The organism is Pseudomonas sp. IT-347P, from assembly GCF_949768005.1.
GTDB lineage: Bacteria > Pseudomonadota > Gammaproteobacteria > Pseudomonadales > Pseudomonadaceae > Aquipseudomonas.
This window is the reverse complement of the sequence record NZ_CATKPQ010000057.1, coordinates 360,108-371,276: the sequence shown is the minus strand read 5'-3', so window position 1 is coordinate 371,276 and position 11,169 is coordinate 360,108. Positions and strand designations below refer to the sequence as shown.

12 protein-coding genes are annotated in these 11,169 nt (G+C 59.8%); 7 read left to right on the top strand and 5 right to left on the bottom strand.

Annotated features, from left to right (window positions below; translation table 11 throughout):
• The first annotated feature begins 127 nt into the window (after positions 1 to 127).
• Complete coding sequence (gene rhtA, locus ACM6IV_RS24170; protein WP_414871961.1) at positions 128 to 1,015, top strand: threonine/homoserine exporter RhtA; 888 nt, start codon at positions 128 to 130, stop codon at positions 1,013 to 1,015.
• A 166-nt stretch (positions 1,016 to 1,181) separates the two neighbouring features.
• A complete protein-coding gene (locus tag ACM6IV_RS24165; RefSeq protein ID WP_414871960.1) occupies positions 1,182 to 1,463 on the top strand; it encodes a hypothetical protein in 282 nt (93 codons plus the stop codon).
• A gap of 1 nt (position 1,464) precedes the next feature.
• Here the strand turns inward: ACM6IV_RS24165 and ACM6IV_RS24160 are convergent, their stop codons facing one another.
• Positions 1,465 to 2,028 (bottom strand): TetR/AcrR family transcriptional regulator, encoded by a 564-nt coding sequence (locus tag ACM6IV_RS24160; RefSeq protein WP_414871959.1) that lies wholly within the window; start codon positions 2,026 to 2,028, stop codon positions 1,465 to 1,467.
• A 90-nt stretch (positions 2,029 to 2,118) separates the two neighbouring features.
• On the opposite strand from ACM6IV_RS24160, the gene ACM6IV_RS24155 reads away from it, so the two are divergent.
• Complete coding sequence (locus ACM6IV_RS24155) at positions 2,119 to 2,847, top strand: SDR family oxidoreductase (protein ID WP_414871958.1); 729 nt, start codon at positions 2,119 to 2,121, stop codon at positions 2,845 to 2,847.
• A 37-nt stretch (positions 2,848 to 2,884) separates the two neighbouring features.
• The gene (locus tag ACM6IV_RS24150) at positions 2,885 to 3,481 is read left to right on the top strand and encodes a 2-hydroxychromene-2-carboxylate isomerase (protein WP_414871957.1); all 597 of its coding nucleotides are present in this window, start codon (positions 2,885 to 2,887) and stop codon (positions 3,479 to 3,481) included.
• 43 nt (positions 3,482 to 3,524) lie between these two features.
• Here ACM6IV_RS24150 and ACM6IV_RS24145 read toward each other — a convergent pair whose 3' ends face one another.
• From ACM6IV_RS24145 to ACM6IV_RS24130, 4 genes are all read right to left on the bottom strand, one after another.
• A complete protein-coding gene (locus ACM6IV_RS24145; RefSeq protein ID WP_414871956.1) occupies positions 3,525 to 5,333 on the bottom strand; it encodes an aminopeptidase P family protein in 1,809 nt (602 codons plus the stop codon).
• A 55-nt stretch (positions 5,334 to 5,388) separates the two neighbouring features.
• The gene (locus ACM6IV_RS24140; protein ID WP_414871955.1) at positions 5,389 to 6,555 is read right to left on the bottom strand and encodes an aminotransferase class V-fold PLP-dependent enzyme; all 1,167 of its coding nucleotides are present in this window, start codon (positions 6,553 to 6,555) and stop codon (positions 5,389 to 5,391) included.
• Between the two features lie 205 nt (positions 6,556 to 6,760).
• Positions 6,761 to 7,375: a LysE family translocator gene (locus ACM6IV_RS24135; RefSeq protein ID WP_414871954.1), complete on the bottom strand. Its 615-nt coding sequence runs from the start codon at positions 7,373 to 7,375 to the stop codon at positions 6,761 to 6,763.
• Positions 7,376 to 7,476: 101 nt separating this feature from the next.
• On the bottom strand, positions 7,477 to 7,734 hold the full coding sequence (locus ACM6IV_RS24130) for a hypothetical protein (RefSeq protein WP_414871953.1): 258 nt from the start codon (positions 7,732 to 7,734) through the stop codon (positions 7,477 to 7,479).
• A 389-nt stretch (positions 7,735 to 8,123) separates the two neighbouring features.
• Here ACM6IV_RS24130 and msuE point away from each other — a divergent pair, with 389 nt between their 5' ends.
• The 3 genes from msuE to ACM6IV_RS24115 all read left to right on the top strand — a co-directional run bounded on the left by msuE (position 8,124) and on the right by ACM6IV_RS24115 (position 11,162).
• Positions 8,124 to 8,687, top strand: coding sequence for an FMN reductase (gene msuE, locus ACM6IV_RS24125; RefSeq protein ID WP_414871952.1), 564 nt, complete (start codon positions 8,124 to 8,126; stop codon positions 8,685 to 8,687).
• A gap of 10 nt (positions 8,688 to 8,697) precedes the next feature.
• Complete coding sequence (gene ssuD / locus ACM6IV_RS24120; protein WP_414871951.1) at positions 8,698 to 9,843, top strand: FMNH2-dependent alkanesulfonate monooxygenase; 1,146 nt, start codon at positions 8,698 to 8,700, stop codon at positions 9,841 to 9,843.
• 131 nt (positions 9,844 to 9,974) lie between these two features.
• Positions 9,975 to 11,162: an acyl-CoA dehydrogenase family protein gene (locus tag ACM6IV_RS24115; protein ID WP_414871950.1), complete on the top strand. Its 1,188-nt coding sequence runs from the start codon at positions 9,975 to 9,977 to the stop codon at positions 11,160 to 11,162.
• Positions 11,163 to 11,169 lie beyond the last annotated feature (7 nt).

Genomic DNA, 11,169 nt, shown 5'->3' with positions numbered 1-11,169 from the left:
CTAATTGCGCTTTTCTATCGAGCACGGCAAAAAGACCGCTTCTATATAGACGTAATCACAATGAATGCGCAGTATATTGCCCAATATCAAAATAAAACCCTGCTCTTACCTTGGATGATGCCGCGCAATGAATGACCAGCCACGCTCCCTTGCCTCAATGCTGTTCCCGGTTGGTCTGCTATTAATAGCCATGGCATCAATCCAGTCCGGCGCCTCACTGGCCAAAAGCATGTTCCCGATCGTTGGCGCTCAGGGAACCACTACCCTGCGTCTGATCTTCGCCAGCGTAATCATGCTATTGATACTGCGCCCCTGGCGAGCCAGGCTGACCGCCAAATCGCTACGCACGGTCATCGTTTACGGCATGGCACTGGGTGGCATGAACTTCCTCTTCTATATGTCATTGCGCACTGTACCGCTGGGGATTGCCGTTGCCCTCGAATTCACCGGGCCGCTGGCTGTAGCAATCTACGCCTCGCGCCGCGCTATCGACTTTCTCTGGATCGCCCTCGCTGCCGCTGGCTTGATGCTGCTGATTCCAACTGGCGCAACCAGCGCCGGAATCGATCTGGTCGGCGCCGGGTATGCATTAGGAGCTGGTGTCTGCTGGGCGTTATATATCCTGTTCGGCCAGAAGGCCGGTGCCGACAACGGTGTGACGACCGCAGCATTAGGGGTAATGATCGCGGCATTGTTCGTGGCCCCTATCGGCATCGTGCATGCAGGTGCCGCGCTTTTGACCCCCGCCTTGATCCCGATTGCCATTGGCGTGGCAATCCTGTCCACCGCCCTGCCCTACACACTGGAGATGGTTGCCCTCACCCGCATGCCGGCACGCACTTTCGGCACATTGATGAGTATCGAACCCGCATTCGGAGCGTTATCGGGCCTGCTGTTTCTGCATGAATTCCTCACGCTGTCACAATGGATGGCGATCATGTGCATTATTCTGGCGTCTGTCGGCGCAACCATGACCATGGGTAGCACCGCTAAACCCGCAATCGCCGCTGATTGAAAGGGGTTTTGATGAAGGTCTGGCAATTGGCGCGCATTTAGGCCATGTTTAGACCCGTAACCCAATGCCAGACATGGATTTTTTCGGACAGGGATTTCAAAACGCTTAGAGCGCAAGCGAACACAGGCAAACCCGAGCAATAGACTCGTGGCCGATAAGGACGGGAATGAAACGAATTTTGATACTGATCGCCATACTGGCTGTTGCGGGTTGTGCGGCGACTTCGGAAACTCAGGTAAAACGCGGAAAAAAAGGGCTGCACATCAATTGCTCCGGGCTATCGTCCTCCTGGGACAAGTGCTACGCCAGTGCAGCCAACGCGTGCTTGCCGAAAGGCTACAAGGTCATCGCCAAATCCGGTGACACCGTGGAAGAACCCGGCGACTACCCGTTCGGTCTCAATCCTGCGGGTTACACCAGCCGCAGCATGATTGTCATCTGCAAATAAATTAACGTTGTCCGGCCATCTGCCGGCCAATCTCTTCGTGGCTGGACTTCAGCACCGCTCGCTGAACGTCCGGCGTGGCCAGCATACGCGCCACTACCAATGCCCCAACACATTGCGACAGCACCGACCACGCCAGGGTCTCGCTCTCAAGTATCTGTGCCCAGCGCTCATGAAGCCGACAAATCCACAACTCGGCCTGTTCGCGCACCTGAACATCCGACCGGGCAATTTCTGCGCCCAGCGCCGGCAACGCGCAACCGGCCTCAGGTTGCTCTACGTGAGCCATGCTCAGGTAGTGCTTGAGACAGCGCTCCAGTCGCTGAAGATCCGGCGTGCCCTCGCCTCCCAGCCGCTCGAGGCTTTGACCCAGCTCTCGCTCGACAATGGCCGTGAACAACGCATCTTTCGACGAGAAGTGACTGTAGAACGCCGCACCACTCAACCCGATCGCCTTCATCAAGCCATCGACGCCTACCGTGGAAAACCCCGAGCGCTTGGCTGACAGGGCGCTGCTCTGCAACAGCTTTTCCCGGGTTTCCAGCTTGTGACTGGCGGAATATCGCATGGTTTACCCTCGAATCGACTGCCTTGACGTTGCCGGGATCCTAGCATAACGTTCGTTCACTTAACGATCGTTTAATAAAGGGATCCACCCATGAACAACAAGAAGGTCGTATTGGTTGTTGGCGCTGGCGATGCCACGGGCGGGGCAATCGCCAAGCGTTTTGCCAAAGAAGGATTTATCGCCTGCGTCACCCGGCGCAGCGCCGAAAAACTGCAACCGCTGGTGGACGCGATCAAGGCTGAAGGCGGCGAAGCCCACGGTTTTGCCTGCGATGCGCGCAAGGAAGAAGACGTCATCGCCTTGATTGAAGACATCGAAACCCGCCTCGGTCCGATCGAAGCCTTTGTGTTCAACATCGGCGCCAACGTGCCGTGCAGCATCCTCGAAGAAACCGCGCGCAAGTATTTCAAGATTTGGGAAATGGCCTGCTTCTCAGGCTTCCTCAATGCTCGTGAAGTAGCCAAACGCATGGTCACTCGCCAGCGCGGGACGATTCTCTTCACCGGCGCCACCGCCGGACTTCGCGGCGCTTCCGGATTCGCCGCATTCGCCGGCGCCAAGCACGGCATCCGCGCCTTGGCGCAAAGCATGGCGCGAGAATTGGGGCCGATGAACATCCATGTCGCCCACGTCGTAGTCGACGGTGCGATCGACACCGACTTCATTCGCAACAGCTTCCCCGAGAAATATGCCACCAAGGATCAGGATGGCATCCTCGACCCCGAGCACATTGCCGAGAATTACTGGTATCTGCACAGTCAGCCACGGGATGCCTGGACGTTCGAGCTCGACCTGCGCCCCTGGAACGAACGCTGGTAAGCCCCTCCGCCATAACAATAACGACAGAGACGCGAACATGAGCAAAACCGTGGAGTTCTATTTCGACCTTGGCAGCCCTGCCACCTATCTGGCCTACACCCAATTGCCGAAGATTTGTGCCGAAACCAACAGTGAGTTGATCTACCTCCCGATGCTGCTCGGAGGCGTATTCAAGGCAACCGGCAACGCATCACCGGCGATGATTCCGGCGAAGGGTCGGTACATGTTTGAAGATCTGGATCGTTACGCGAAACGCTACGGAGTCCCGCTGAGATTCAATCCGCATTTCCCGATCAACACACTGATGTTGATGCGTGCGGTCACTGGCATCCAGTTGCGTCAACCTGGACGCTTTCAGGCGCTTATCGATTGCCTGTTCACAGCGTTGTGGGTCGAAGGACGTAGTCTGGATGAACCCGAAACGGTCGCCGCCGTGCTGAGCGAACACGGCTTTGATCCGCTTGAAGTGCTCGCACTGAGCAACGACGAGTCAGTCAAAGCCGCTCTCAAGGACAACACCGAAACCGCAGTTAAACGCGGCGTGTTCGGCGCGCCCAGCATGTTCATTGGCAATCGACTGTTCTTCGGCCAGGATCGGCTCGACTTCGTTGAACAAGCCCTGCGCCAGAGCTGAGCGAGCATTCAGGCGCTGATAACAGCGCCTGAATTCCACCTGATCAGATGGCGGCCGTGCGGGTGTTCAGCCATTCCAGCGCGGCACCTTCAAGCAACGGACTCAAGCGCTCACGCACTTGCGCGTGGTAGGCATTGAACCACTGCTTCTCTTCTTCCGTCAGCAGCGCAGGCAGCAGGCAACGCGTGTCGATCGGGCACAGCGTCAAGGTTTCAAACTTGAGGAATTCACCGAATTCACTGCTGCCCGCCTCGCGGTTCATCGCCAGGTTCTCGATGCGTACACCCCAACGGCCCGGACGATACGTACCCGGCTCGATCGAGGTGATCATCCCCGGCTGCATGGCCGTCTGCGGCGCCGGCGCTGCCTGATAGGCAATTACCTGCGGGCCTTCATGGACGTTGAGGAAATAGCCAACGCCGTGACCGGTGCCGTGACCGTAATCCACGTTGTCGGCCCAAATTGGCGCACGAGCAATGGCGTCCAGCAGTGGCGAGAGAATGCCTTTCGGGAACCGCGCACGCGACAGGGCAATCACGCCCTTCAACACGCGCGTGCAATCGCGCTTTTGCTCTTCGCTCGGCGTACCGACGGGCACCATTCGCGTGATATCCGTGGTGCCGCCCAGATATTGCCCGCCCGAGTCGATCAGCAGCAAGCCGTCACCCTCGATCACCGCGTGCTCTTCTTCGGTGGCGTGGTAATGCGGCATGGCGCCGTTGGCGTTAAACGCGGCAATCGTGTTGAAACTCAGCGAAACATAATCCGGACGACGCTCACGAGCAGCGGTGAGCTTTTCGTCGATGGTCAGTTCGGTAATGCGCTCGCGGCCCCAGGCCGATTCCAGCCAGGCGAAAAACTCGCACAATGCCGCGCCGTCCTGCTCCATCGCTTGGCGGATATGTTCAGCGTCCGCTTCACTTTTCTGCGACTTGGCCAGCGTGGTCGGGTTCAGGCCTTCGACCAGTTTCACAGCGCTGGCGAGATTATCCAACAAACCGCTGGTCACACGCGCCGGGTCGACCAGCAGGCTCGCCCCGCTCGGCACGGCGCGCAAGGCATCGGCCACTTCGCTGTAGTCACGCAGCGTGACGCCATCCTGTTCCAGCACAGCGCGCAATTCGCTATCAACTTTGCTCAGCGCCACGAACAATGTGGCCTGCTGTTGACTGATCAAGGCAAACGAAACGAACACCGGGTTGAACGAAACATCGCCGCCGCGCAGGTTGAACAGCCAGGCGATGTCGTCGAGTGTGGCGATGAAATGCCAGTCAGCGCCGCGCTCCTGCAAGGTTTCGCGCAGTTTGGCGAGTTTTTCGCCACGGCTGACGGTCGCTTGCGGTGGCAGATGCTGATAGATCGGTGCATTTGGCAGGCTCGGGCGATCGCGCCAGACTTCCTGCAGCAAATCGATGTCGGTGCGCAGGCGCGCACCGCGTGTCTCAAGCTTGCTGCTCAGGGTACGCGCCGATGCCACGGCCATCACCGCGCCGTCCACCGCGACCACACCGCCTTCCGGTGTCTGCTCGGCGAGCCAGTCCAGCGGGCTCGGTTGACCCGGTTGCAGTTTGACCAGTTCGATGCCGCTGCCCTTGAGCTCCTTGGTCGCTTGCTCCCAATAACGGCTGTCGGCCCAGACGCCGGCGAAATCAGTGGTGACGATCAACGTCCCGACCGAACCATGGAAGCCCGACAACCACTGCCGGCCCTGCCAGTAACCCGGCAGATATTCCGACAAATGCGGGTCGGCGGACGGCACCAACAGCGCATGAATGCCTTCGCGGCGCATCAGTTCACGGGTGTGCGCCAGGCGCTGGGGCACCGATCCTTCGGTCGAGGTCTGGGTACTCATCATGTCTCCTGCTAATCACTTCATCGTTATTGTTCGTAGCCGTGAGTCGGCTCGTTTAAAGCCCGGTCGCCCAGAATGCCGGAGCACTGGCGCAGGCGGTCTTGATCAGTTGCACGGCCTTGTCGATATCCTCGGCCGTGGTGAAACGGCCGAGGCTCAAGCGAATGGTGCGGCCGGCCAGATGTGCGTCATGTCCCAGCGCCAACAGCACGTGGGATGGCGTGTTACTGGCGGAATTGCAGGCCGAAGTCGCGGAAAAGGCGATCGAATGGCTCAATGCCGCGCTGTTGAATTCACCTTCGCTGAAGGTCAGGCTCAAGGTGTGCGGAATGCGCTGCGTGGCGCAGCCGTTCAGGCGTACGCCCGGCAGACTGAGCAGTTGTTCGAGCAAGCGTTCACGCAGCGCGACAATGGTTTTTTGCTCGGCATCGAAAGCCTCGGCGGCCAGCGCGAACGCTGCGCCCATGCCGGCAATCTGGTGCGTCGCCAACGTCCCGGAGCGCAAGCCGCCTTCATGTCCGCCACCGTGAATCTGCGCTTGCAAACGCTGCTGCGCCCGTGGGCCGACGTACAACGCGCCAATGCCTTTTGGACCGTAAAGTTTGTGCGCCGAGAACGACATCAGATCCACCGGCCATTGCGCCAGATCGATCGCGACCTTGCCGGCACCCTGCGCCGCATCGACATGGAACAACGCCTCACGACCGCGCACAACGGCGCCAATCGCTTCAACATCATTGACGGTGCCCAGCTCGTTGTTGACCAGCATCAGCGACACCAGAAAGGTGTCATCACGCATGGCTTCACTGACCGCTCGCGGCGTGATCAGGCCATCGGCGTCCGGCACCAGATAGGTCACGGCGATGCCGGCATCCTGCAATTGGCGGGCGGTATCGAGGATGGCTTTGTGTTCAATCTGACTGGTGATGATGTGGCCGCCGGAAACCCCGCGCGCCTGCGCCACACCTTTGAGAGCGAGGTTATTGGACTCGGTGGCACCGGAGGTCCAGACAATCTGCTCAGCCTGGGCGCCGACCAGTTCGGCAACCTGTCGGCGGGCCTGCTCGACCGTGTGCCGGGCCTGCTGGCCGAACGCGTGGGAGCTGGACGCCGGGTTGCCAAAGTTACCGTGAAAACCCAGGCACTCGATCATCACCTGGATGACCCGCTCGTCCACCGGGGTGGTGGCGGCGTAATCGAAATACAACGGACGTGTGTTCATAAAAGACTCGCAGAGCGTGTTCCGGGATCAGGAGGCGCATGTCTGCAAACGGCACGGCGCAGCCTTGTGAGCTGCGCGTCGGTTCGAGAGCGTCATCAATACCTGATCGGATGCCGTTAAAGAAGAACAACTTCATTTAAAAGTGCGTAGGAACGCTCCTGAAGTCGAGCTTAACAGGCATCCGGCCTGCGGTTGAAGCGATGCGTCAGCTAAAGCTTTCGAGAAGTAACGGGTACAGCGAAATCACCAACAGCGCCGCCATGCCCCAGTTGAACACGCGTAACCAGCGCGGATCCTTCAACACATTGCGCAACAACGTGCCGCAGGCCGCCCAGACACCGACACTCGGCAGATTGATGATGGCGAACACCGCAGCAATCACCAGAACATTGGTGAAATAGCCCTGCATCGGCGTGTAGGTGCTGATGGCCCCGATGGCCATGATCCACGCCTTGGGATTGACCCACTGAAACGCCGCGGCGCCCAGGTAGCTGATCGGCTTCGCCTCGCCTTCGGCGCTGTCACCGACAGGTCCCGAGTGAGCGATTTTCCACGCCAGATACAACAGATAGGCCGCGCCGACATAGCGCAGAACCGTATAAAGAACCGGATAGTTCTGAAACACCGCACCCAGGCCAAAGCCCACGGCCACCACCAGAACGAAAAAGCCGCAGGTAATCCCGAGCATGTGCGGGATGGTGCGGTTAAAGCCGAAATTCACCCCCGATGCCAGCAACATGGTGTTGTTCGGCCCCGGCGTAATCGAGGTGACAAGGGCAAACAGGGCAAAGCCCAACAGCAGGTCAAGCGAGAGGGTCATGGCAAGCAATCCATCAGGGTCATTCAGGTGTTGACCCTATCCCACGCCGCCCGGCAAGCCCACGGACAGTTGGGTAAAACTTCCAGCAGTACAGTTTGTTTTCAGCTCGGGCGACCGTGCAGCTGTACGGCACGTTCGGCACTCATTTCCGCTTTCTTGTCGAACGGCTTCTGACCGAGCAGTTGGGCTTTTTTCGCGTGGTATTCGTCGAAAGACAAGCCGCTGCGGTTCAGCGCTTCCATCGCCAATTCGCGGGATTCTTCTTCGGTGTAAGGCCGCAGTTCCGGCGAAACATGTCCGGCACAACCAGCGAGTACGGAGACAGCGAGCAACAGGGAAACAGTCAGTAAACGATTCATGGGAGCGTCCTGGCGAGCAATGGGGAGTCGATGGACAAAGGCTACGCCCGGGCGCGCTCGCGCAGAAATCAACGCTTTCAATAGTGGCTATCAGGAAATCACCACGTGCCGGGGCATATCTCCTAAAGATCTATAAATATCGATTAACGTTCTTTTACGGAATAAAAAACAGGCTTTATAACTCCACTCATGCGCTGAGCACTGTTGCTCCAGCAACTGTTGCTCAGACAACACTGATTCAGCAAAGCACCCTGATATACACAGGGACAACCACCACGCTAACGCTCAACGCCTTGTAAACCGGGGCTTCCAGGAATTGGTACAGCACTTGCTCAGACCCGGTGACTCACTCACTGCTCGCTGAGCAACTGTTGAAAAAGGAACTGATCATGTCGCGTCCCCTGAAAGTCGTCGCCCTCTCCGGCGGCACCTGGCGTCCGTCCCGTACCCTGGTGCTGACCCAGGCCTTGCTCGCCGAACTCGCCGGGCACCTGACCATCGAAAGTCATTTGATCGAACTCGGTGATATCGCTCGCCCGCTCGGCGCTGCGCTGTCGCGTCAGGAACTCAGTACCGAGGTTGAAGCCGAGTTGCAGGCCATTGAACAGGCCGATCTGCTGATCGTTGCCGCGCCGGTCTATCGCGGTTCCTATCCGGGTCTGCTCAAGCATCTGTTCGACCTGATCGACCTCAATGCACTGATCGACACCCCGGTGCTGCTCGCCGCAACCGGCGGCAGCGAACGCCATGCGCTAGTGCTCGATCATCAGTTGCGGCCGCTGTTCAGCTTCTTCCAGGCCATGACCTTGCCAATCGGCGTGTACGCCAGCGAAGCCGACTTCGCCGATTACCAGATCACCAGCGAACTGCTGAAGGCGCGCATCCGCCTGGCGGCCGAACGCGCCGCGCCGCTGTTTGCCACCCAACGCAAACCCTTGCTGAAAATCGCCTGAGGAGCTGTTCATGGATGTTTTCTGGTTCCTGCCAACCCACGGCGATGGCCATTATCTGGGCACCACCCAAGGTGCGCGCCCGGTCACCCTCAACTATCTGAAACAAGTGGCGCAGGCCGCTGACAGCCTCGGCTACCACGGCGTGCTGATCCCCACCGGGCGTTCCTGCGAGGACTCATGGGTGATCGCCTCGGCACTGGTACCGTTGACCGAACGCCTGCGTTATCTGGTGGCCATCCGTCCGGGAATCATCTCGCCGACGGTGTCGGCGCGCATGGCGGCGACGCTGGATCGCCTGTCCAACGGCCGCTTGCTGATCAATGTGGTGACCGGCGGCGATCCGGACGAAAACCGTGGCGATGGCAGTTTTCTCAGTCATGCCGAGCGCTATGAAGTCACCGATGAATTCCTGAAGATCTGGCGCCGTGTGTTGCAGGGTGAAGCGGTGGACTTCGACGGTAAACACCTGAAGGTGCAGAACGCCAAGGCGCTGTATCCGCCGGTGCAGAAACCCTATCCGCCGCTGTACTTCGGCGGCTCGTCCGATGCGGCGCATGACCTGGCTGCCGAGCAGGTCGATGTCTATCTGACCTGGGGCGAACCACCCGCCGCCGTTGCAGAAAAACTCGCCGACGTGCGCGAACGTGCGGCGCGGCATGGGCGCATGGTGAAGTTCGGCATCCGCTTGCATGTGATCGTGCGCGAAACCGCCGAAGAGGCCTGGAAAGCGGCGGACAAGCTGATCGAACACATCAGCGACGAGACCATCGAGGCGGCGCAGAAATCCTTCTCGCGCTTCGACTCCGAAGGTCAGCGACGCATGGCGGCACTGCACGATGGCCGTCGCGACAACCTCGAGATCGCTCCGAATCTGTGGGCCGGCGTCGGCCTGGTGCGCGGCGGTGCCGGGACGGCGCTGGTCGGCGACCCGCAGCAAGTGGCGGCGCGGATCAAGGAGTACGCGGACCTAGGCATTGACAGTTTCATTTTCTCTGGTTATCCGCACCTGGAAGAGGCTTACCGCTTTGCCGAGCTGGTGTTCCCGCTGCTGCCCGAGCCTTACGCCAGTCTGGCCGGGCGCGGCGTGACCAATCTGACCGGGCCGTTTGGCGAGATGATTGCCAATGATGTGCTGCCCACAAAAGCCAGTGCCTGAACCAAATCTCTTGTGGGAGCGGGCTTGCTCGCGAAGGCATCGTGTCAGTCACCATTTATATCGATGACCCAGCGCATTCGCGAGCAAGCCCGCACACAGGGGGGCTGCGTCGATTCTTTGAGGAACACCGTGTGACCGCCAAACCACAAAGTACTTTGTTATCCCCGCTGCAGACCGCCCGCCAACTGGCCGCCGAGTTTGCCCTGACGGCCGTCGAACGTGACGAACGTGGCGGCACGCCGAAGGCCGAGCGCGATGCCCTGCGCGACAGCGGTCTGCTGGCCCTGAGCATTCCCACCCGCTACGGCGGCCTCGGCGCGAGCTGGAGTGAAACCCTGCAGGTCGTCCGCGAATTCGCCAAGGTCGACAGCTCGATTGCTCACGTCTTCGGTTTCCATCATTTGATGCTCGCCACCGTGCGCCTGTTCTCCCGGCCGGAACAATGGCAGCCGTGGTTCGAACAGACCGCGCGGCAGAACTGGTTCTGGGGCAATGCGCTCAACCCGCTCGACACCCGCACCGTGGTCAAAGATCTCGGTGGCTGGCGCGAGTTTTCCGGAAAGAAAAGCTTCTGTTCCGGTGCCAGCGACTCACAAATGCTGATCGCTTCGGCCGTCGATGACAGCGCGGGCGGCAAGTTGCTGATCGCCGCGATTCCCAGCGGGCGCAGTGGCATCACCCTGCACGATGACTGGAACAACATCGGCCAGCGCCAGACCGACAGTGGCAGCGCCACGTTCGAACGGGTGCGCGTCGAAGAGTCGGAATTGCTGCTTGATCCTGGCCCGTTGAGCACGCCGTTCGCCTGCTTGCGGCCATTGATCGCGCAGCTGACGTTCACGCATATGTTTCTCGGGATTGCCGAGGGCGCTTTCGAAGAGGCGCGGCAATACACCCTCAGTGAAACCCGGCTCTGGCACAAATCGACGGCGCGCGATGTGCGCGAAGATCCCTACGTACTCGCGCATTACGGCGAGTTCTGGGTGGCGCTGGAAGGCATTCGCCTGTTGGTCGAACGCGCGGCGGGGTTGCTCGATGCAGCCTGGGCCAAGGGTGCGAATCTCAGCGCCGAAGAGCGCGGTCATGTCGCCACGGCAATTGCCACCGCGAAAGTCGCCGCCAGCCGCCAGGGTCTGGAGATTTGCAGTCGTTTGTTCGAAGTGACCGGTGCGCGCTCCACCCACGCCTCCCTGCGCCTCGACCGTCACTGGCGCAACCTGCGTACCCAGACGCTGCACGACCCGCTGGACTACAAACTCCATGAATTGGGCGACTGGGCGCTGAATCAGGCGCTGCCGGTGCCGACCTTCTATTCCTGACCAGCCT

What these genes read in the sequence shown, in the direction of transcription:
- ACM6IV_RS24165 (WP_414871960.1), top strand. Translation starts at nt 1,182, where the DNA reads ATGAAACGAATTTTGATACTGATCGCCATACTGGCTGTTGCGGGTTGT.
- ACM6IV_RS24160 (WP_414871959.1), bottom strand. Translation starts at nt 2,028, where the DNA reads ATGCGATATTCCGCCAGTCACAAGCTGGAAACCCGGGAAAAGCTGTTG.
- ACM6IV_RS24150 (WP_414871957.1), top strand. Translation starts at nt 2,885, where the DNA reads ATGAGCAAAACCGTGGAGTTCTATTTCGACCTTGGCAGCCCTGCCACC.
- ACM6IV_RS24145 (WP_414871956.1), bottom strand. Translation starts at nt 5,333, where the DNA reads ATGAGTACCCAGACCTCGACCGAAGGATCGGTGCCCCAGCGCCTGGCG.
- ACM6IV_RS24135 (WP_414871954.1), bottom strand. Translation starts at nt 7,375, where the DNA reads ATGACCCTCTCGCTTGACCTGCTGTTGGGCTTTGCCCTGTTTGCCCTT.
- ssuD (WP_414871951.1), top strand. Translation starts at nt 8,698, where the DNA reads ATGGATGTTTTCTGGTTCCTGCCAACCCACGGCGATGGCCATTATCTG.
- ACM6IV_RS24155 (WP_414871958.1), top strand. Translation starts at nt 2,119, where the DNA reads ATGAACAACAAGAAGGTCGTATTGGTTGTTGGCGCTGGCGATGCCACG.
- ACM6IV_RS24130 (WP_414871953.1), bottom strand. Translation starts at nt 7,734, where the DNA reads ATGAATCGTTTACTGACTGTTTCCCTGTTGCTCGCTGTCTCCGTACTC.
- rhtA (WP_414871961.1), top strand. Translation starts at nt 128, where the DNA reads ATGAATGACCAGCCACGCTCCCTTGCCTCAATGCTGTTCCCGGTTGGT.
- ACM6IV_RS24140 (WP_414871955.1), bottom strand. Translation starts at nt 6,555, where the DNA reads ATGAACACACGTCCGTTGTATTTCGATTACGCCGCCACCACCCCGGTG.
- msuE (WP_414871952.1), top strand. Translation starts at nt 8,124, where the DNA reads ATGTCGCGTCCCCTGAAAGTCGTCGCCCTCTCCGGCGGCACCTGGCGT.